This window comes from Romboutsia sp. LXY-2 (assembly GCF_056171995.1).
In genome coordinates this window covers 438,913-461,291 of the sequence record NZ_JBKFGI010000001.1, presented here as the reverse complement: position 1 = coordinate 461,291, position 22,379 = coordinate 438,913, and the positions used below count along the sequence as shown (strand labels likewise).

19 protein-coding genes are annotated in these 22,379 nt (G+C 29.2%); 18 read left to right on the top strand and 1 reads right to left on the bottom strand.

What is annotated here, in order from left to right:
* The first annotated feature begins 35 nt into the window (after window positions 1-35).
* The 18 genes from ACI48P_RS02135 (at window position 36) to ACI48P_RS02050 (ending at window position 21,457) form a co-directional block, all read left to right on the top strand.
* Window positions 36-965, top strand: a complete 930-nt coding sequence (locus ACI48P_RS02135) for a bifunctional riboflavin kinase/FAD synthetase (RefSeq protein WP_475213005.1) — start codon at window positions 36-38, stop codon at window positions 963-965.
* A 103-nt stretch (window positions 966-1,068) separates the two neighbouring features.
* The gene (gene rpsO / locus ACI48P_RS02130) at window positions 1,069-1,323 is read left to right on the top strand and encodes a 30S ribosomal protein S15 (RefSeq protein ID WP_475213003.1); all 255 of its coding nucleotides are present in this window, start codon (window positions 1,069-1,071) and stop codon (window positions 1,321-1,323) included.
* 260 nt (window positions 1,324-1,583) lie between these two features.
* Window positions 1,584-2,429, top strand: coding sequence for a DegV family protein (locus tag ACI48P_RS02125; protein ID WP_475213001.1), 846 nt, complete (start codon window positions 1,584-1,586; stop codon window positions 2,427-2,429).
* Window positions 2,430-2,603: 174 nt separating this feature from the next.
* A complete protein-coding gene (locus ACI48P_RS02120) occupies window positions 2,604-4,715 on the top strand; it encodes a polyribonucleotide nucleotidyltransferase (protein ID WP_475212999.1) in 2,112 nt (703 codons plus the stop codon).
* A gap of 251 nt (window positions 4,716-4,966) precedes the next feature.
* Window positions 4,967-5,716: a polysaccharide deacetylase family protein gene (locus tag ACI48P_RS02115; protein WP_475212997.1), complete on the top strand. Its 750-nt coding sequence runs from the start codon at window positions 4,967-4,969 to the stop codon at window positions 5,714-5,716.
* Between the two features lie 103 nt (window positions 5,717-5,819).
* Window positions 5,820-7,061 (top strand): M16 family metallopeptidase, encoded by a 1,242-nt coding sequence (locus tag ACI48P_RS02110; protein WP_475212993.1) that lies wholly within the window; start codon window positions 5,820-5,822, stop codon window positions 7,059-7,061.
* A 24-nt stretch (window positions 7,062-7,085) separates the two neighbouring features.
* The gene (locus ACI48P_RS02105; RefSeq protein ID WP_475212989.1) at window positions 7,086-7,331 is read left to right on the top strand and encodes a YlmC/YmxH family sporulation protein; all 246 of its coding nucleotides are present in this window, start codon (window positions 7,086-7,088) and stop codon (window positions 7,329-7,331) included.
* Window positions 7,332-7,340: 9 nt separating this feature from the next.
* The gene (dapG, locus tag ACI48P_RS02100; protein WP_475212986.1) at window positions 7,341-8,555 is read left to right on the top strand and encodes an aspartate kinase; all 1,215 of its coding nucleotides are present in this window, start codon (window positions 7,341-7,343) and stop codon (window positions 8,553-8,555) included.
* Window positions 8,556-8,636: 81 nt separating this feature from the next.
* Window positions 8,637-9,437 carry a ClpP family protease gene (locus tag ACI48P_RS02095; RefSeq protein WP_475212982.1) on the top strand — a complete coding sequence of 267 codons (801 nt, stop codon included), beginning with the start codon at window positions 8,637-8,639 and terminating at the stop codon, window positions 9,435-9,437.
* Window positions 9,438-9,568: 131 nt separating this feature from the next.
* Window positions 9,569-11,968 carry an FtsK/SpoIIIE family DNA translocase gene (locus tag ACI48P_RS02090; RefSeq protein WP_475212979.1) on the top strand — a complete coding sequence of 800 codons (2,400 nt, stop codon included), beginning with the start codon at window positions 9,569-9,571 and terminating at the stop codon, window positions 11,966-11,968.
* 2 nt (window positions 11,969-11,970) lie between these two features.
* Window positions 11,971-13,023, top strand: coding sequence for a tRNA 2-selenouridine(34) synthase MnmH (gene mnmH, locus ACI48P_RS02085; RefSeq protein ID WP_475212975.1), 1,053 nt, complete (start codon window positions 11,971-11,973; stop codon window positions 13,021-13,023).
* On the top strand, window positions 13,023-14,357 hold the full coding sequence (gene rimO, locus ACI48P_RS02080) for a 30S ribosomal protein S12 methylthiotransferase RimO (RefSeq protein ID WP_475212971.1): 1,335 nt from the start codon (window positions 13,023-13,025) through the stop codon (window positions 14,355-14,357). Before mnmH ends, rimO begins: the two co-directional genes overlap by 1 nt.
* Entirely contained in the window at window positions 14,344-14,886 is a 543-nt protein-coding gene (pgsA, locus tag ACI48P_RS02075; RefSeq protein WP_475212969.1) for a CDP-diacylglycerol--glycerol-3-phosphate 3-phosphatidyltransferase, read from the top strand. Before rimO ends, pgsA begins: the two co-directional genes overlap by 14 nt.
* A 259-nt stretch (window positions 14,887-15,145) precedes the next feature.
* Window positions 15,146-16,195 (top strand): recombinase RecA, encoded by a 1,050-nt coding sequence (gene recA, locus ACI48P_RS02070; protein ID WP_475212966.1) that lies wholly within the window; start codon window positions 15,146-15,148, stop codon window positions 16,193-16,195.
* 248 nt (window positions 16,196-16,443) lie between these two features.
* Window positions 16,444-17,985 carry a ribonuclease Y gene (gene rny, locus ACI48P_RS02065; protein ID WP_475214121.1) on the top strand — a complete coding sequence of 514 codons (1,542 nt, stop codon included), beginning with the start codon at window positions 16,444-16,446 and terminating at the stop codon, window positions 17,983-17,985.
* A 296-nt stretch (window positions 17,986-18,281) separates the two neighbouring features.
* The gene (locus tag ACI48P_RS02060) at window positions 18,282-19,217 is read left to right on the top strand and encodes a YbgA family protein (protein ID WP_475212962.1); all 936 of its coding nucleotides are present in this window, start codon (window positions 18,282-18,284) and stop codon (window positions 19,215-19,217) included.
* A 76-nt stretch (window positions 19,218-19,293) separates the two neighbouring features.
* On the top strand, window positions 19,294-19,575 hold the full coding sequence (locus ACI48P_RS02055; RefSeq protein ID WP_475212960.1) for a hypothetical protein: 282 nt from the start codon (window positions 19,294-19,296) through the stop codon (window positions 19,573-19,575).
* A gap of 103 nt (window positions 19,576-19,678) precedes the next feature.
* Complete coding sequence (locus ACI48P_RS02050) at window positions 19,679-21,457, top strand: DNA helicase (RefSeq protein WP_475212957.1); 1,779 nt, start codon at window positions 19,679-19,681, stop codon at window positions 21,455-21,457.
* A 45-nt stretch (window positions 21,458-21,502) separates the two neighbouring features.
* On the opposite strand, the gene ACI48P_RS02045 is transcribed toward ACI48P_RS02050, so the two are convergent.
* The gene (locus tag ACI48P_RS02045) at window positions 21,503-22,336 is read right to left on the bottom strand and encodes an undecaprenyl-diphosphate phosphatase (protein WP_475212954.1); all 834 of its coding nucleotides are present in this window, start codon (window positions 22,334-22,336) and stop codon (window positions 21,503-21,505) included.
* Window positions 22,337-22,379 lie beyond the last annotated feature (43 nt).

Here is a 22,379-nt window from a genome sequence, read left to right as displayed (position 1 = left end):
GTAATATAAATTATAATTGTAGTGGGGAACATAAGATGAAGACTATAAAATCTATAAGCGAAATAGAGAAAATAGAAGAAAGTGTTATTACTATAGGAAATTTTGATGGTTTACACAATGGCCATCAAGTTCTTGTAAAAAAGGCTGTGAAATATGCTAAAGATAATAATATTAATAGCATAGTTTTTACTTTTGAAAATCACCCAGTTAATTTTTTTAGACATAACTTTATAAAAAAATTAATAAGCAATAAAGAAAAATCAAAAAGAATAAAAGACTTAGATGTTGATATAATGATAAGTATACCTTTTGATGAATATATGACAAGAATATCTGCAAAAGATTTTGTTAAAGAAATATTAGTAGATAAACTTGGTGCTAAAAAAATAATAATAGGTCATGATTTTACCTTTGCTAGAAATAAAGAAGGTAACTCTAATGTTTTGGAAGTACTTTCTAAAAAATATGGCTTTAGTGTAGAAATAGTAAAACCTGTAAAAATAAATAATATTAGAGTAAGCAGCACATATATTAGAAACTTAGTATCACAAGGTAGTGTATCTAAGGTTAAGGAGTATCTAGGATATAACTATATGATAGAGGGGCCTGTAATACATTCAAGAAAAATAGGAAGAACAATAGGTTTCCCTACTGCTAATATACTAATTGATGAGGATGCACTTGTTCCTAGAAGAGGTATATATGCAACCAAAGTATATATTGGAAGTGAAGAATACTATGGAGCAACTAACATTGGATTTAATCCCACTGTAAATGGTGATAAGTTATCAGTAGAAACTCACATACTAGACTTTGATGAAGATATATATGGAAGAATAGTTAAAGTTGAATTTTTAGAGCGAATAAGAGAAGAAAAGAAATTTAATTCCCTTGATGAATTAAAAAATCAGCTAAAAAAAGATACAAAATTTGTATATGAAAAGTATGTTTGCAAAAAATCATAAAGTATGATATTATATATCAAGTAATTAACCATTACTCGGCATTCGAATACTCCAATCAATGCTTAGTAATAGGGGATTTAAAAAATAATGGAGGTATAACACTATGAACAAAACTGAAATAATCAAAGAGTTTGGAAGAAAAGAAGGAGATACTGGTTCTCCAGAAGTTCAAATAGCTTTATTAACAGCTAGAATAAACGAATTAAACGGACACTTAAAGATCCACAAGAAAGATCACCACTCAAGAAGAGGATTATTAAAGATGGTTGGTCAAAGAAGAAACTTATTAGGTTACTTAAAGGAAAAAGACTTAGAAGGATACAGAGCGTTAATAGCTAAGTTAGGATTAAGAAAGTAATTATATTTTCTTTTTAAAGCAGGTATACTAGATACCTGCTTTTTTGATTATAATAAAATTATTGGAATATTAGTAAATTCATATTATCATAAGTTATAATCCACACCGCTTTCAACTTGAGCAACGGGATGTTGAAGTAGTTGGCAGACGTAATGGCTCAAGTAAAGTGAATTTTTGTACATAAAAATCAATAAAATGAAATAAATAAGAGGAATTGCATAAAAATATATAGAAAGTTTATCTAATGGGAGGTTGATACAATGAAAATAAAGCTAATATGCGATAGTCTATGTGATATTCCTAAGGAGATAGAAGACAAAGAATATGTTGAAATAGTTCCGCTTACAATTATTTTTAATGGAAAAGAATATAAAGATAATGTAGACCTAACTAATGAAGAATATTATAAAATGTTAAGAGAAAGTGATGACTTACCAAAAACTTCACAAGTTACATATATACAATTTAAAGAAGTTTTTGATAAATATATAGAAGAAGGTTTTGACATACTATGTATAACTGGTGCATCTAAATCCTCTGGAACATTTCAAAGTGCTACAATAGCCAAAAATGATATGGAAGCTAATGATAGAATACATATATTTGATACTATGAATTTATCTTTAGGCAGTGGGCAATATGTAATAAAGGCATCAGAACTTATTGAACAAAACTTAAACCTAGAAGAGGTTGTAAAAGGTCTTGAGGATATAAAAGATAGCGTAAGGTTATTATTTGTACCTGGAAGCTTAGAATACTTAAAGAAAAGCGGTAGAGTACCTGTGGCAACAGCAATTATAGGTAATATGTTAAGTATTAAGCCTATATTCTATTTCAATAATGCAGAAGCAGAAGTGGTAGCTAAAGTAAGAGGAGCAAAACACGTAGCTTCTAAATTAGTGGATATTATTTTAGAAATGAATGACAATAATGTAGAAGATAAAATAATAACAATAGGATATGGGGATAATTTAAGTGACTTTGAAAAATTAAAAGATGAAGTAAATAAAAAATTAAAAGCAAGAAGAATTCTGTATACTAGAGGTGGATCAGTAATATGTTCTCATACAGGACCGGATATACTTGCCATAAGTTGCTCTAAATAGTAATGACTAAATATGTACTAAAAAGTCAATAATATATTAAAGCAAATGTACTAAAAGATAAAGAATACATTTTTATGTGTTAAATTCTTTTATGTTGTTAAATTATAGTATTTTTGATAAGATAGTACATAGGATAAATAACGTGGTTTTATATAAGAGGAGGTACAAGCATTAATGTTTGAACATAAAATATTCAAGATGGATTTAGCAGGAAGAGAGCTTTCTGTTGAAATAGGAAAAATAGCTGAGTTAGCTAGCGGTAGTGCTATATTAACATATGGTGAAACTATGGTTATGGTAAATACTTCTAAGTCAGCAAAACCAAGAGATGGAATAGATTTCTTCCCTCTAAGTGTTGATTATGAAGAAAAGTTATACTCAGTTGGTAAAATACCAGGTGGATTCTTAAAAAGAGAAGGGAAGCCTTCAGAGAAAGCGGTACTTACATCAAGACTTATAGATAGACCTATAAGACCTTTATTCCCAAAAGGATTCAGAAATGATGTACAAGTTGTTGCTACAGTATTATCTGTAGATCAAGATTGTACTCCTGACATAGTTGCTATGATAGGTTCATCAGTAGCATTATCTATATCTGATATACCTTTCAATGGTCCTACAGGTTCTGTATTAGTAGGTTTAGTTGATGGAGCATTCGTTGTAAATCCAACTGCAGAGCAAAGAGAAAAGAGTACTCTACATCTAGTAGTATCTGGAACTAAAGATGCTATAATGATGGTTGAAGCAGGAGCAGAAGAAATACCTGATGCATTAATGCTTGAAGCAATCTTATTTGCACACGAAGAAATAAAGAAAGTTGTAGAATTTATAGAAACGATAGTAGCTGAAGTTGGAAAAGAAAAAATACAAGTTGAGCTACATAAAATAGATGAAGAAGTAGAAAAAGCTGTTCGTGAATTTGCTACTGACAAAATGAAAGAAGCAGTAAAAACGATAGAAAAGCTTGAAAGAATGGAAAAAATGGATGCAGTTAAAGAAGCTACATTTGCTCATTTTGAAGATTCTTTAGAAGAGTTCGGTATGGATATAGAAGAAACTCTTCATGCAATAATAAAAGAAGAAGTTAGAAAGTTAATTGTACATGAAAATGTAAGACCAGATAACAGAAAGCCAGATGAAATAAGACCAATATGGTGTGACAATGGATTTATACCAAGAGCTCATGGTTCTGGATTATTTACAAGAGGTCAAACTCAAGTAATGTCTATAGCAACACTTGGAGCTTTAGGTGATGTTCAAATATTAGATGGACTTGATGAAGAAGAAAGTAAGAGATATATGCATCATTACAACTTCCCAGCATACTCTGTTGGTGAAGCTAGACCATCAAGAGGACCAGGAAGAAGAGAAATAGGACATGGTGCTTTAGCTGAGAGAGCATTACTTCCAGTAATACCTTCAAAAGAAGACTTCCCTTATGCAATAAGAGTAGTTTCTGAAGTATTAAGTTCAAATGGATCAACTTCTCAAGGGAGTGTTTGTGGATCAACATTATCATTATTAGATGCAGGTGTACCTTTAAAAGATATGGTTGCAGGTATAGCGATGGGTCTTATAAAGCATGATGATAAAGTAGCAGTATTATCAGATATCCAAGGTATGGAAGACCACTTAGGAGATATGGACTTCAAAGTTGCTGGTACTGAAAATGGTATAACAGCTATACAAATGGATATAAAAATAGCTGGTATAGATGAACAAGTATTAAGAGATGCATTAACTCAAGCTAAGACTGGTAGAATTCACATATTAAACGAAATGAGAAAAACAATATCTGAACCTAAGCCAGAATTATCTAGATATGCACCTAAGATAATAACAATGAGAATTAACCCAGACAAGATAAGAGACGTTATAGGACCAGGTGGTAAGGTAATAACTAAGATAATAGATGAAACTGGTGTTAAGATAGATATAGAACAAGATGGAGAAGTATTCATAGGTGGAGTAGATCCAGATATGATAGCTCTTGCTCAAAAGAGAATAAATGATATAGTTGCTGAAGCTGAAGTAGGACAAACATACAAAGGTAAAGTAACTAGAATAATGGCATTTGGAGCATTTGTTGAAATACTTCCAGGTAAAGAAGGATTACTTCACATATCACACATAGCACATGAAAGAGTTGCTAAAGTTGAAGATGTATTAAACATCGGAGATGAAGTAGAAGTTAAAGTTACTGAAATAGATGAAAAAGGAAGAGTTAATTTATCTAGAAAAGTACTTTTACCAAAAGCAGAAAAAGCTGATAAAAAAGAACAATAAAATATATTGATAAGAGATAAGGCGAAAGTCTTATCTCTTTTTTACGTATCAGGAAATTATGATGGCTTATAATCTATGAATAATTTATGAAAGCTAGAGGCACCAATGCACTAACTTATAAGTAAAAAAGATTTTTGAGCAACGTACAAAGTCGTTGGCGACATAAGGGAAGCGAATTTTTAGCATAAACTTGTACCTCTATTAATAAAATGAATTAAGATACAATTTGTACAAATTCAGGAGGGACTACAATGATAATGATGGTAATGAATAAGAGTAAACTAAAGAAAATAATTTTATCAGTAGTAGCTATTATAGTCCTCATAGCAGGAGGCATATTTATGCTAAATAAAAATAAAACATCTCAAACCTTTAAGTTACTTGAAGGTGAAAGCTTGCCCTACACTCAAGGTAATAAACCAAACAGTGGTTATGTTGCTTTGACCTGCAATGTAGATTTGGGCTGGGAAACAGAGTATGTTGAGGCTATACTAGAGACTTTGAAAAAAGAAGATGTAAAGATCACATTTAATGTTACAGGAAGATGGGCAGAAAATAATCAAGATATGCTTCTTAGGATAAAAGCAGAGGGCCATGAAATAGGAAATCATGGACATAGACATTTAGATTATGCAAAACTATCTTATGAGCAAAATTTAGAACAAATGAAAACTTCTAAGACTATAATCGAAGAAATAATAAAAGAAGATACTAAGTTTTTCCAAGCTCCAGCAGGTTCTTTTGGCGAAGGAACTATGAGAGCAGCAAAAGAATTAGGTTATATACCATTTAAATGGGATATAGATACTATTGACTGGAAATATAGAGAAGAGCCAGATGTAATAATCAAAAGAGTAGAAGGTAAAGAGATGAAAGATGGAAGTATAATACTAATGCACCCTACTAATGCAACAACACAATGTTTAGACGATATTATTAAGATAGTTAGGGATAGGGGATTTAAGCCTGGTAGACTAAGTGATGTATTTGTAGTTGAATAAATTATATTACTAACATATAATTTAATACATATATAAAGAAATAAGATGCAGAAACATATGCAGTATTATATAAAATTTAAGACAACATAAATGGAGGATTAGTATGTACAAAACTCATACACTGGAAAATGGACTAACAATAATTGGAGAAGAAATACCCTATTTAAAATCAATAACATTAGGTGTTTGGATAAATGCAGGTTCTAGAATAGAAGACCCGAAAGTAAGTGGAGTTTCACACTTTATAGAACATATGATGTTTAAAGGTACAAAAAACAGAACATCAAAGGAGATAGCTAGTGAAATAGATAATTTAGGTGGACAAATAAATGCTTTTACGAGTAAAGAATGTACATGTTATTATGTAAAATTACTTGATGAGCATATAGATTATGGAATAGATATACTAAGTGATATGATATTAAACTCATCATTTGACAAAAATGATATTGATAAAGAACGCTTAGTAATACTTGAAGAATTAAAAATGTATGAAGATTCACCAGAAGATTTAGCATATGATTTATTAACAGAAGGAATATATAATAATAAAGATTTAGGTATGAATATTATTGGTACTAAAGATTCATTATTTGATATTAATAGAGAAGAAATGTTAGATTACTTTAACAAATATTATGTACCTAATAACTCAGTAATATCTATAGCAGGTAACTTTAACTTTGATGAAATGGTTGAAAAGTTAGAAACAAAGTTTAAAAATTGGAAAAAACAAGATGTAGAGGTAGAAATAAACCCTGCAGAATTTCAATCTTGTTTTATAGCTAAAAATAAAGACACAGAACAAGTAAACTTAGCTATGTGCCTAGAAGCTATTCCTATGGGAAATATTGAAGAAACTTATGCGCTAGCAGTAATAAATAATGTATTTGGAGGAAGCATAAGCTCAAGATTATTCCAAAAAATAAGAGAAGAAAAAGGTTTAGTTTATTCTATATTCTCTTCACAAAGTTTATATAGAGAATGTGGAGACTTTGGTATATTTGCAAGTATGAGTAATGAAAGTTTTGAAGAAGTTTATAACTTAATAATAGAAGAAATTAAAGATATAAGAGAAAATTATTTAACAGAAAAAGAAATAAAAGAAAGTAAAGAGCAACTTAAGGGTAGTTATATACTTGGACTAGAAAGCACTAGTAGCAGAATGATGTCTACAGGTAAAGCTATGTTATTAAGTAAAAGAGTAAGAAATACTGATGAAATAATTGATAGTATCAACAATGTAGATATGGATACTATTAAAAAAGTAATAGATAAGGTATTTAACTTAGACAAACTAGGAGTATGTATCGTAGGAAGAGATGTAGAAGATATAAAATTATAGTTTAATACTATTGGGGGGATAAGCATGAATTTATCTGAAATAGCAGGTAAAGAAATAGTTAACTTAGTCACAGGGGAAAGACTAGGTGTAATTGGTGAATGTGACCTTATATTAGATGAGACTACAGGGGCTATATTGGCACTACTAATACCAAGAGAAAAAGGATTCTTTGGACTTAGAAAAGATAAGTCAGTACTTGAGGTACCATGGAGAAGTGTTAAAAAAATAGGTAATGATATGATAATAATAGAATATGATGGTGTGTATTAGGAGGTTTTTATGGGGGTTTTAGTTCAAAAATTTGGGGGCACATCAGTTGAATCATATGAGAGAATGAATGCAGTATGTGAAATAATAAAAACATATAAAGAACAAGATACAGATTTAGTTATAGTAGTATCTGCAATGGGAAGAAAAGGGGCTCCTTATGCAACTGATACATTGATAAATTTATGTGGCGAAGTAAATGAATCTCCTAAAAAAAGAGAATTAGATTTAATAATGTCTTGTGGAGAAATAATATCAGGAACAGTACTTGTAAATATGCTTGAATCAAAGGGTATTGAAGCAGTATTTTTAACAGGAAGACAGGCAGGCTTAATAACAAGCAAAAACTTCTCAAATGCGAGAATAATGAATATAGACCCTAAAAGAATAGAGCAGGAGTTAGACTATGGTAAAGTTGTAGTAATAGCAGGTTTTCAAGGTGGAAGTGAAGATGGTGAAATAACAACCCTTGGAAGAGGTGGTAGCGATACTTCAGCAGTAGCTATAGGTAGGGCACTAGGATGCGATACTGTAGAAATATATACTGATGTTGATGGTATTATGACTGCAGATCCAAGAGTTGAACCAGATGCTAAAATTTTAGATTTCATTGATTATGAAGAAGTATTCCAAATGGCTGACAAAGGTGCAAAGGTTATACATCCAAGAGCTGTTCAGTTAGCAAAAAATGGAGATATAACATTGGTAATCAAAAATACATTAAATCCAACTTATCCAGGAACTAAGATAGGATCAATATACAAAAATAGTGGATTAAGTAGAGAATACGAAGTAGAAAATAGCTATATGACAGCAGTGGCAAATAAAGATAAGATAGCTCAAGTAAAAATCAATTCTAAAGAAGAGGTATTTACAGAAATATTAAATAAAATAGAAGAAAATAATATTAGTATTGATATGATAAACTTCTTTATATCTCAAAAAGTATTTGTAGTAGAAGAAGCAGATATCCAAACTTTAGAAGATATATTTAATAGCTATAATGTAGAATACGAAATAAAAAGAAACTGTGCAAAAGTCACAATAATAGGTTCAAAAATAACTGGAATACCTGGAATAATGGCTAAAATAGTTAGAGCACTATCAAAATCAGGCATATCATTACTTCAAACTTCAGATTCTAGTATGACAATTTCATGTTTAGTAAAAGATAGCGATATGGTAAATACAGTTCATGCAATACATCATGAATTTAATATAGGCTAAAGTATTAACAGTCGCGTGAGTGAATTTTTTTAATATACTTGGTAAAACTAAACTAAAGTATATTTGAGAGGAGATTAATCCATGAGATTTTATGAAGATAATCATAGATTTAATAATTACATAGAATTTGGGATGCAAAAAGAATCTAAAAATATGAAAAATCAATCTGAAGAAGATGAAGACAATCCACAAAATGAAAGTGAAGAAATACAAAACATTAAACAAATGGGTGTTCCATCGATGCCATCACAACCACCAAAGGATATTCAATGTATAACAATAATTGGTGAAGTTGAAGGTCACTTTATGGGAAATCCACAGAAAAAAGCTACAAAATATGAACACATAATACCAATGCTTTATTCTGTAGAAGAAAATCCTGAGATTAAAGGTGTTTTAATAATACTTAACACTGTAGGTGGAGATGTAGAAGCAGGTCTTGCTATGGCAGAACTTATAAACAGTACATCTAAAAAAGTTGTAACACTAGTACTTGGAGGTAGTCATAGTATAGGAGTACCTTTAGCAACAGCAGGTGATTATTCATTTATAGCACCAACAGCTACTATGATAGTCCATCCAATAAGAACTAATGGACTTGTAATAGGTGTAAATGAAACTTTTGAGTATTTCAAAAAGATGCAAGAAAGAATAACTACATTTATTACTAGAACATCTAATATTGAAAGAGCAGAATTAGAAAAAATAATGCATGAAAAAGATGAGTTAGTAAGTGATGTTGGAAGTGTTTTAATTGGTAAGGAAGCTGTTGATTGTGGTTTAATAGATGAGGTTGGAGGCTTAAAAGATGCTTTAGCTAAATTAAAATCATTAATCAAAGAAGAAGACGATAAAGCTAATAATGATGATAATTCTAACTAAAATAAATAAGATTTGTTTAATTTATACAAACTATGATATAATAAAATATTATAAAGCAAAAAGTGTTAGTGTGAATGCATTAGCACTTTTTGCTATGAATGGGTAACTTATTAATTTAAGAGGTGAGATTGATGGCTAAGAAGAAAAGTAAAAAGAAAAAAGACAATAAAATAAGCTTTAATACAGAATATCATAACTTGGTAACCATATTCGTAGGTATATTTTTATTATATAGTTTAAACTCAAGCTCAATGGGGATAGTGGGCAACTTTATGCAAAATATGTTTAAAGGTTTATTTGGAGGACTTTCAATAACAATACCATTTATTGTAATAGCAACAGGTATACTTGGGTTCTTTGAAGGTAATGAATATATATATAGATTAAAAAATACTAAAATATATTATTTAGCAATAGCATTTATATTTATATTCTATGGATTAATGAACTCTAGAAATCTTCCAGTAGAAAGTCCACTAAGTAGTGAAATGCTAAAACCAGTAATGCGAATGGGTGTAAATGGTGAAGGTTGTGGACTTATAGCTACAACGATAACTTATTACATTAAACAAATATTTGGAATAACAGGTGGATGGTTAATAAGTATTTTTGCTTTAATTATGGCAGTATTATTTACATTTAATATTTCTCTTAAAGACTTAATATTAAACATTAAGGCAAAATCAAACAGTGCTAAAAATGGAAACCTTGATATTAAGGGAAAAGTTTCAAACTTAAAAGAATCAGCACTTAATATGATAACAGATGAAGTTGATGAAGCAACAGTTATGAAAAAAGAAGGATTCCTAAAAGGATTTATGAATAAAAAAGATAAATCTAAAGAAGAAGAAGTTATAGATAATGAAGATTCTGTAGATGATAAAACTATTAAGATAGTTGGATTTAACAAAGCAGAGGACGATTATTTAGAAATACTAGAAGGTACTCAAAGCATGTTTGATTTAAATGTTATTAAAGAACTTCAAAATGCAGACAAAGAAAATCTGGCATCTGAAGAATATAATAAAGCAATAACTACAGAAGAGAAAAAAGAAAAACCTAATAATGCTTTAGAAAAAACTCAACCATTAGATATTAAAGTTGAATCAAATTATGCTAACTATAAAAAACCAACAGTAGACTTATTAAATAAAATTGATAAAAAGTCTGATGACAATGGTAAGAAGAAAGTATTAAAAAATGCTTCACTATTAGAAAAGACATTATCAGACTTTGGAGTTGAAGCTAAAGTTAACCAAGTAACAGTAGGACCTACAATAACAAGATATGAAATACAACCAAGTCCTGGTGTTAAGGTAAGTAAAATAGTAAACCTAACAGATGATATAGCTTTAAGTTTAGCAGCTAAAAGCATAAGAATAGAAGCTCCTATACCAGGTAAAAGTGCTATAGGTATAGAAGTTCCTAATGAAGAGTCACAAATGGTATCAGTAAGAGAAGTATTAGAAAGTGACGAATTTAAAAAGTTTGACTCTCCTCTAGCTATGGCTTTAGGTAAGGATATAAGTGGAAAGCCAATAATAGGTGATATAGGTAAAATGCCTCACTTATTAATAGCAGGTTCTACAGGTTCAGGAAAAAGTGTTTGTGTAAATACATTAATAAACAGTATTTTATATAAAGCTAAGCCTGATGAAGTTAAGTTCTTATTAATAGACCCTAAGGTTGTTGAACTTGCAAGTTATAATGGTATACCACACTTATTGATACCAGTTGTAACAGATCCTAAAAAAGCTGCTAATGCACTTAACTGGGCAGTAGTAGAGATGAACAAGAGATATAAATTATTTGCTCAAAATGGAGTAAAAGACATAACAAGCTACAATGAAAAGGCAGAAGAAAAACTTCCTAAGATTGTAATTATAATAGATGAGCTTGCTGACTTAATGATGGTAAGTGCAAGTGACGTAGAAGACTATATATGTAGATTAGCTCAGATGGCAAGAGCTGCAGGAATGCACTTAATAGTAGCAACACAAAGACCTTCTGTTGACGTAATAACAGGGGTAATCAAAGCTAATATACCATCTAGAATTGCCTTTGCAGTTTCATCGCAAACTGACTCAAGAACAATACTAGATATGGGTGGAGCTGAAAAATTACTAGGTAAGGGAGATATGTTATTCTACCCACTTGGTGCAGCTAAGCCAGTTAGATTACAAGGTGCATTTATTTCAGAAGGTGAATCAGAAAGAGTAATTGATTTTGTAAAGAGTCAAGTTACAGAAGAAGTAAAATATGAAGACACAATAATGGATACTATTTCTAAAGCAACTATCGAAAAATCAAGTGACGTGGATGAATTATTAAATGATGCTATAGAATTTGTAGTTGAAAGTGGACAAGGTTCAGCTTCAATGCTACAAAGAAAATTCAAAATAGGATTTAATAGAGCTGCTAGACTTATAGATGAGATGGAAGAAAGAGGAATAGTAGGTCAAAGTGAAGGAAGTAAGCCTAGAAAGGTATTAGTAAGTAAGCAAGACTTAGCGAATTTAGAAGGTGAATAGAATTGAAGACAATATCAGTTGAAAATGCATTAAAACTAGAAAACACAATATTTATAGATGTAAGAACGGAGTCAGAGCATAGTGAAGATCATATCCTAAATGCTTTTAGTATGCCTTTATTCAGAGATAATGAGCATAATGAAGTAGGTACTATATATAAGATGCAAGGAAAACATGAAGCGATACAAAAAGGCTTTGATTATGTATCATACAAATTAAAAGATATGTATATGCAAGCTATGTCTTTAGCTAATGAATATGATAATATTGTTATATACTGTGCTAGAGGTGGAATGAGAAGTGGAAGTGTAGTAAACTTATTTTCTTCTTTAGGTATTAATGTATACCAATTAGAAGGTGGATATAAAAGCTACAGAAACTATGTATTAAATTATTTAAGAACTATAATGGATACTAAAAACTTTATAGTTGTTCATGGATTAACAGGGGTCGGGAAAACCGACCTATTAAATATATTAGAAGAGAAGAAAATCGATAATATAGATTTAGAAGGTATAGCTAAAAATAGTGGTTCAACATTTGGATTTATAACATTTGATGAAAAACCACCATCTCAAAAGAAGTTTGAGACAAAAATATTTGAAGATTTATTCTTCTCAGATACAGATTATATATTTATAGAAAGTGAAAGCAAAAGAGTAGGACATGTTTTAGTACCAAATGAAATATATGATGCAATAGTTAGAGATGGATATCACTTACTACTTGAGTGTAGTGTTGAAAATAGAGTTAAAAGACTTTGTAGAGACTATGTATATGGTAAAGACGAAGAAAACTTAGAAGTTCTTAAAAACTGTATAATGAAGTTTAAGAAAAGAATCGGTAACGATAAAGTTAATGAGTACATTGAATTATTAGATACTGGAAAATATGAAGAACTAGTAGAAAAATATTTAGTTGAATATTATGATCCATTATATAATCATTCAGTACAAAAATATAAATACAATAAAGTTATAAATTTTGATAATGTGGATGAAGCTATAAAAGAAGTTATAGAATTTCACAAGGCAGCAACGGAAGGAGCAATATAATGTTAAAAATAGCACTAGAATCACTAGGATGTTCTAAAAACCTAGTAGATGCAGAAATAATGATGGGAATATTAAATAAAAAAGGTTATAAATTAGTAGGTAACTTTGAAGAAGCTGATATAATAATAGTAAACACTTGTGGGTTTATAGAATCAGCTAAACAAGAATCTATAGATACAATACTTGAGCTTTCGGAATTAAAAGAAACAGGAAACTTAAAAATATTAATAGTAACTGGATGTTTAGCTCAAAGATATTCAGATGAATTAAAAGCAGAAATACCAGAAATAGATGCTATAGTTGGAACAGGAAGTTACCAAAAGATAGATGAAATAATAGGTAACTTAAAGGAAGAAAAGCAAGTTGTTAGTCTTAATGATATAGAGTTTGCTTACAATGAAGAACTTCCAAGATATATATCTACACCTAGTCATATGGCGTATTTAAAGATAAGTGAAGGGTGTGATAAGCACTGTACTTACTGTATAATACCTAAGCTAAGAGGAAAACAAAGAAGTAGAAAGATAGAAGATATAGTAAAAGAAGCTAAAGACTTAGCTCAAAGAGGTGTAAAAGAAGTTGTAGTTATAGCTCAAGATAGTACTATGTATGGTTCTGACATATATGGTAAAGCTGTATTACCACAATTACTAGAAGAATTAGCACAAATAGAAGGATTAAAGTGGATAAGAATAATGTATTCATATCCTGAATCAATAACTGAAGAATTAGTACAAGTTGTTAAGAAGTATGATAATATCTGTAATTACTTTGATATGCCTATACAACATGCAAGTAATAGAATATTAAAGCTTATGAATAGACAAACAACAAAAGAAGATATACTAAACAAAATAGAAATGATAAGAAATAATATTCCAGATGCAACTTTAAGAACAACTATAATAACAGGATTCCCAGGTGAAACTGATGAAGACTTTAACGAGTTAATAGAATTTGCAAAAGTTGTAAAGTTTGATAGATTAGGTGCTTTTGCTTATTCAAGAGAAGAAGGAACAGCAGCAGATAAATTACCTGGTCATATAGAAGAAGAAGTTAAAGCTCAAAGAAGAGATGCTTTAATGATGGTTCAACAAGAAATATCACAAGAATTAAACAGCAACAAAGTAGGAAACAAATATGAAGTATTAATAGAAGAACAAATTGAAGACAATGTATATATAGGTAGAACACAAGGGGACGCTGAAGAAATAGACAGTATAGTATATGTTAAATCTAAACAACATCTAAGTGCAGGGCAATTTGTATATGTAAAAATAAGCAGTGCTTTAGAATATGATTTAATGGGGGAATTAGTAGATGAACTTGCCTAATAAATTAACTTTGTTTAGGATATTTTTAATACCAGTATTTATAATAGTAATGTTACTTAACATACCGAATAAGTACTTAATAGCGTGTGTAGTATTCATAATAGCATCTATAACAGATGCTATGGATGGACATATAGCAAGAAAATATAATTTAGTAACAGACTTTGGTAAATTTATGGATCCACTTGCAGACAAACTGTTAGTTATATCAGCATTAACATGTATGATAGAAGCAGGACTTGTTCAAAGTTGGATGGTTATAATAATAGTATCTAGAGAGCTTACAGTAAGTATACTTAGAGCAATAGCTGCAGCTGAAGGTAAAGTAATAGCAGCTAGTGGTGGTGGGAAATTAAAAACAATAAGTCAAATGGTTGCAATAATTGTACTACTATTAGGTGCTAACTTTGCTAATGAAACTATGTTATTTATTGGTTTTATAACTATATTAATAGCTACATTACTTACACTTTATTCTGGATGGGAATACTTATACAAAAACAAAGAATTATTTATGAATAGCAAATAAAAATCAAAAGACCATAAAAGATTATTAATCTTTCGTGGTCTTTTTTACTATGATGTTAAAAAATTGTATAAAAACGCAAATATAAGTTTATAAATAAAATAAGTGTGGTAAAATTTTACTGTGAAAGTATGTTTAAAAAAATATAGTTCAATAAAATCAAAAAATAAATTTTTTGAATTGACGTGGTAATCTTAATAAGATATAATCAAATTATAGTTACAGAACAAGTGTTTGATAAAATGAAAGGATGGATTTTAATATGAGTATAGATCAAGAAAAATTAAAAGCCCTTAATTCGGCTTTAGGACAGATAGAGAAAGACTTCGGAAAAGGATCAGTAATGAAACTAGGAGAAGCAACTAGTATGAAAATTGATGTTATATCAACAGGAGCTATAGGATTAGATATAGCAGTTGGTATAGGTGGACTTCCAAAGGGAAGAATAATAGAAGTATATGGACCAGAATCTTCAGGTAAGACAACAGTTGCACTACACACTGTAGCAGAAGCTCAAAAGCAAGGTGGAATAGCAGCATTCATAGATGCTGAACATGCCCTTGATCCAGTATACGCAAAAGCACTAGGAGTAGATATAGATAACCTAATAATATCTCAGCCAGATACAGGAGAACAAGCACTAGAAATAGCTGAAGCACTTATAAGAAGTGGTGCTATAGATATAATAGTTGTCGATTCAGTTGCAGCACTTGTACCAAGAGCAGAGATAGAAGGAGATATGGGAGATAGTCACGTTGGTCTTCAAGCAAGACTTATGTCTCAAGCCTTAAGAAAATTAACAGGATCAATAAAAAAATCAAACTGTGTTGCAATATTTATAAACCAGTTAAGAGAAAAAGTTGGTATAATGTTTGGAAACCCAGAAACAACTACTGGTGGTCGTGCACTTAAGTTCTACTCTTCTGTAAGACTTGATGTTAGAAGAATAGATTCTATAAAGCAAGGGGATAAGGTTATAGGAAATAGAACAAGAGTTAAGGTAGTTAAAAATAAAGTTGCTCCACCATTTAAACAAGCGGAATTTGACATAATGTATGGAGAAGGTATATCTAAGGTTGGAGACTTATTAGATATAGCTGCAGATATAGAAGTAGTTAAAAAATCAGGAGCTTGGTATGCATATAATGATACAAAGCTAGGTCAAGGTAGAGAAAATGCAAAAAAATTCTTAACTGACAATCCAGATTTAATATCAGAAATAGATGTAAAAGTAAGAAAACACTATAAATTAGATGAAAATCAGGAAAATGTTACTGAAGATGATGATATTTTAGAAAATATTGAAGAATAAAATAATCACACACCTCCTATTAACTTGACACAGACTAGAAAAAATTATAAAATTAAGTGAGGATAAATATCTGAATTTGATTTTATAGCAAAGTATTCTTAGTTATAATATAAGTAAGGACATTTTGTTGAGATTACAAGAAAATTTAAGCATACTATTTTTTATCACATAAATATTGGTTTACTTGTAATTATAAAAAAGGATTTTGAAATTGTAATGATGACATTTTGGGATTATTTACAAAGGAGGTGGATGTCATAGGAACTGCAATAACAATTTTAATAGGTGCAGCAGTTGGTATAATAGCTGGATATTTTGTAAGAAAAAATATTTCTGAAGCAAAAATTGGCCAAGCTGAAAACTTAGCCAAAGATATAATAGATAAAGCAAATAGAGATTCAGAAACTGTACAAAAAGAAAAACTATTAGAGGCTAAGGAAGAAATCCATAAGTGGAGAACTGAAGCAGAAAGAGAAAACAAAGAAAGAAGAAATGAATTACAAAAATATGAAAAAAGAGTAATTCAAAAGGAAGAGGTTTTAGATAGAAAATTACAAAATTTAGAATCTAAAGAATCTAACTTAAACGAAAAATTAAAAGTTGTTGAAAAGAAAGAAAATGAAGTTGAAGATATCAAAACTAAACAACTAGAAAAGCTAGAGAATATATCAGGTATTACATCTGACAAGGCAAAGGAAATAATATTAACTAATGCTGAAAGAGATGTAAGACGTGAAATGTCTATAATGATTAAAGAAATAGAATCTCAAGCTAAAGAAGAAGCAGACAAGAAATCAAGGGAAATAATAGGGTATGCAATTCAAAAATGTGCAGCAGATCATGTTGCAGAAACTACTGTTACAGTAGTTAATCTACCTAATGATGAAATGAAGGGAAGAATAATAGGTAGAGAAGGAAGAAACATAAGAACTTTAGAAACACTAACAGGAATAGACCTAATAATAGATGATACTCCTGAAGCAGTAATCTTATCAGGATTTGATCCAATAAGAAGAGAAGTTGCTAGAATTGCGCTTGAAAAGCTTATAGCAGATGGTAGAATACATCCTGCTAGAATTGAAGAAATGGTTGAAAAATCAAGAAAAGAAGTAGACAATATTATTAAAGAATTAGGGGAACAAGCAGCATTTGAAACAGGTGTACATGCAATACATCCAGAATTAGTTAGATTATTAGGAAGACTTAATTATAGAACTAGTTATGGACAAAATGTACTTAAGCATTCTATAGAAGTTGCTCATATAGCTGGAATTATGGCAGCAGAAATAGGTGCAGATGTTAAATTAGCTAAGAGAGCTGGTTTATTACATGATATAGGAAAATCAGTTGACCACGAAATGGAAGGAACTCATGTTGAAATAGGTATGGACTTACTTAGAAGATACAAAGAATCTAAGGATGTTATACATGCTATGAGTACTCACCATGGAGACTATGAACCTCAAACAATAGAAGCTGTTTTAGTTACAGCAGCAGATGCAATATCTGCAGCAAGACCTGGAGCTAGAAGAGAAACTTTAGAGGCTTATATTAAGAGACTAGAAAAGCTTGAAGAAATAGCTAACTCTTATGAAGGTGTAGATAAGTCATTTGCTATACAAGCAGGTAGAGAAGTTAGAATAATGGTTAAACCTGAAAGTTTAAATGATGAAGATATTCACTTATTAGCAAGAGACATGACTAAGAAAATAGAGGATGAACTTGAATATCCTGGACAAATAAAAGTAAGTATAATAAGAGAAACTAGAGCGATAGAATACGCTAAGTAATCTCTTTAAGAAGCTAGAAAATACATATGTGTTTTCTAGCTTTTTTGCGTATAAAGAAACTATCATAGCTCATAATCTTTGTACATCTCATACAATTAAGATAATCTAATTAACAATAGTGAGTAAAATGAAATTCCCGACGTAACTGATTAAAAAACTTTTAAGCAATGGACGAAGTTGATAGCGACATAAACTTGGTAAGCAAATTATATACTATAGAAAAATGAATATTTACAAGTTAAAGTTTAAATAATAAAAAATATAATAAAATATATTAATGGAGCGTAAGACGCAATATGAGAAGACCTAAGTTAATAGTAAGCAAATGTTTGGATTTTCAAAAATGTAGATATGATGGACAAGGATATAATGACAAAACAATATCTACATTAAAAGAACATGCTGATATTAAAGTTGTTTGTCCGGAAGTAGAAATGGGGTTAGAAACTCCCAGAAATGCAATAAGAATAGAACAACATGGGAATGAACTTAAGTTAATACAGCATAATTCAAAATTAGACTTAAGCGAGGATATGAATAACTTTAGTGATAAATTTTTAAGTGAATTAAGTGATATAGATGGGTTTATATTAAAAAGTAAATCTCCTTCATGTGGTATTAATGATGTCAAAATTTATCACCAGGGAAATAAATGTAGTATAAGGTCAGATGGAAATGGATTTTTTTCATCTAAAGTAATGAATAAATTTGACTATCTTCCAATTGAAAATGAGGGAAGACTTAAAAATTATAGTATAAGGGATAGCTTTTTTACAAAAGTATTTGTTATTAATAACTTTAAAAAAAGTAGCTCTATTAAAGCATTTCACAAACAAAATTACTTATTGCTTAATTCCTATGAAGAAAATATAAGCAAAGAATTATTAAAAATAGTAGAAAAAAATAATTTTACTATAAATGATAGATGTGAATATGAAAAAATATTTTATGAAATTTTAAAAAATGATAGAGACAAAGTGAAAAAGTTAGAGATAATAATGAAAGTATTTGAAAGGTATAAAAACAAATTAAATAATGATGAAATAAACATGTTCAATGATTTAATAAAATCATATCAAAATGAAAAGATTCCTTTCAATACATTAGCTATTGCTATTAGAATGTATGCAGTAAGATTTAATGATAATGAATTATTAAATCAGACATTTTTTTCTCCATATCCAGAAGGACTTATAAGCATTTGTGATTCTGGAAAAGGAAGAGATTTATAAAAAATCTAAGAAAATATATATGATTATAAAGAAAATTGGTAATAATATAGATATCATAATGAAAAAGAGGTGCTTTATGTTAAGTAAATTAGCAAAAAATCAATATGTAAAAATAACTAAAAACGAAAAGAATCTTCAAGAAGTTGAATATGGAGTAGTATTAAATAATCATGAAGATAAATACGATATAATGAGTGTAGGATTTGAAAATCGTAATGGAAGATTTATTGCGTATCCTACTAATGTAGAAAATCTAGTTCAAACTTATACTACAAATGATGCAGTATTTGACGAAGTAAAAGAAAATGAAGTAAGAAGAAAAATGAATGTATGGATTGAAGATAATTATAAGCTGTAAAATTGTGGGGGGAGTTGTAGACTCTCCTTTTTTGATATAAACCTCTATAGATTATTATGGTGTAAAATGGTATAATTATTATAAAATAAAGGGGGAATGTATATTGAGCAAGTACATAAATATAAACTCTCAGTTAGATGCTTTAAAAGTAAAAGAAATTGAAGAAATCTTTTATAATAACATAGATGAAGACGTGAATGTAGTGCCAAAAGTTACTCCTTTTAAAGGCATTAATACAGATATGTTATATATTGAAGACAATAAAATTTTATTTATAAAGTTTATGGATACAAGTGAAGACTTGTTCTTCATATTAGAAGAAGAATTATTAGAGGTAATGAATGAAGAATTCGAATTACTTAAGTTAAAAATGGCACAAATTAACAGAAATATAAGTTATAACTATATATTTATTATGCCATATGTAGATATTAGTGAAGATTATGGATTTGTTGACTTCGTTAGTAAAAATATTGTAGACAGAAGCAAACTTAAAAAAATTATAGATAACAAAGAATTATTAAAAGATTACTTAAAGGAAAATAATAGTGATATTGATTTGAATTTATTTATGCTAGATATTTGTCCAGAGTATTATTTGCTTAATGACAAACTTCATCTAAATAAACATTTTAAAAAGATATCTTTCTCAAATGATGACTATCAATATACAGCAGCAATGCTAGATAAAGAACAAATAAAAGATGTTGTATCAGTTAAATATGGAAATACATTGTTTACAGGAGGGTCAGGGAGCTCAAAAACTACTATAATGTTATCTAGAGCTATAAAATTAGCCAGGCTGTATCCTCATCATAAGTTCCTAATATTTACTTATACAAAGCAGTTGTGTACAGAATTAAGGGAAAAAATTGATGTACTATATAAAGGTAATAACAATTTAGAAGTTCATACATTTAGTACATTTATCTTTAAGCTTGCTAAAAAGTATAACTTAGTAATAGACTATAGCCTTATTAAAAATGATTATGAAAAGGCTTTTAATAACTTAATAAAACAAGCTAGAAATATTATAAAGAATAAACATATGTTTAAGGGAATCTTTATTGATGAATGTGAAAGCTTTTCAAAAGATGAAGTAGAGTTTATTAGAGAGTTCTTATATAAGTCAAAGTTTATATTTAATGTATTTAATTGTAATACATTAAATATTTATAATAACTTAAATATATTTAAAGATACATTAAGCGATATAGACTTTGATGATGTTGTAAACTTAGAGTCAAACTATAGGCAAAGTGAAGAACTGACACAATTTGTTAATAATTTTGGAAGTAAGAGCAATGATTATATAAAATCTCTAAGAGAAAATAAAGTAAACAATACTTTTTTAGAAACAAAAGCTATAAGAGAAGGTAATAATGCAGTAAATATAATAAAAGTTAGTGATCTTGATGAGCAGATAAAATCGGTTATATGGGAGATACAATACTTAATAAATAAAAAAGGATTAAATTATTCTGAAATAGCTATTATTTACCCATTTAATAAGAAAAAGCTAAAAAGCGGAAAGACAATATATTTCCAATATTTATTAAAAAAGGCATTAGAGGAAGCTCAGATTCCATTTATATATGCAGAAGATAACCTAACTAATTTAAGTAAAAAAATAGGGGTAACTATATCAAATATATACACAATAAAAAATTTAGAATATAAAGCTGCTGTAGTTTGTGAATTAGAAATGCTTTATAACCACACAATAAATGATATAGAACAAGATTATCAAATAAATGATTTTGTAGGCGACTTAAACAAGGTTTATTTAGCAATAACTAGAGCCACAGACTACATGAGTATAATAACAGCTTTCAATGAAGAAGCTAGTAATATAATCAAGCTATTAATGGAATCAAAGTAAAATTGTATTAAAAAAGAAGCACATTAGTGCTTCTTTTAATGATATTTATATAATCCAGAAATAAGAAAGTACTATTAAACCTAATACTATTCTGTAATATCCGAATACTTTAAAGTCATGTTTTTTAACATAATCTAGTAGGAATCTAATTGCAAATATTGAGATTACATATGCAACTACAGATCCTGTTAATAGTATTAGCCACTCTTTGGAAGTGAAAGCAAAACCGGCTTTAATTAATTTTAGGGCACTAGCTCCAAGCATTGTAGGTATTGCTAAGAAGAAAGAAAACTCTGCAGCTATATATCTAGAAGTACCAAGAAGTATAGCACCTATAATTGTAGCACCAGATCTTGATGTTCCAGGTATTAATGCTAAACATTGGAATAAACCTATGCCTATTGCAAGTTTATATGTAACTTGTGAAAAATCATCGACCTTAGGTTTCTTATTTCTATTTTCTATAGCAATCATTATTATACCGTAAAGTATTAATGTTATTGCAACTGTATTAGAGTTAAAGAATATTTCTTCTATAGCATCATCAAATAATAAACCTAGAATGCCAGATGGAATAACTGCTATTAGAACTTTGGTCCATAAATCAATAGTTTCACTTTTTTGAATTTGGCTTTTAGATCCATCAAAAGGATTTAATTTTTTAAAAAATATAGTTAGTACAGCTAATATAGAACCAAATTGAATTACTACTAAAAAAGTACTTACAAAAATACTAGATTGATTAAATTTTATAAACTCATCAACAAGTATCATATGCCCAGTACTACTTACAGGTAGCCATTCAGTTATACCCTGTACTATTCCTAATATAATAGCTTTAAATATCTCAAGCAAATTAATTACCTCCAAATAAATCATAATAAACACAAAAGATGTCAATCTACAGTATAACAATATTGTG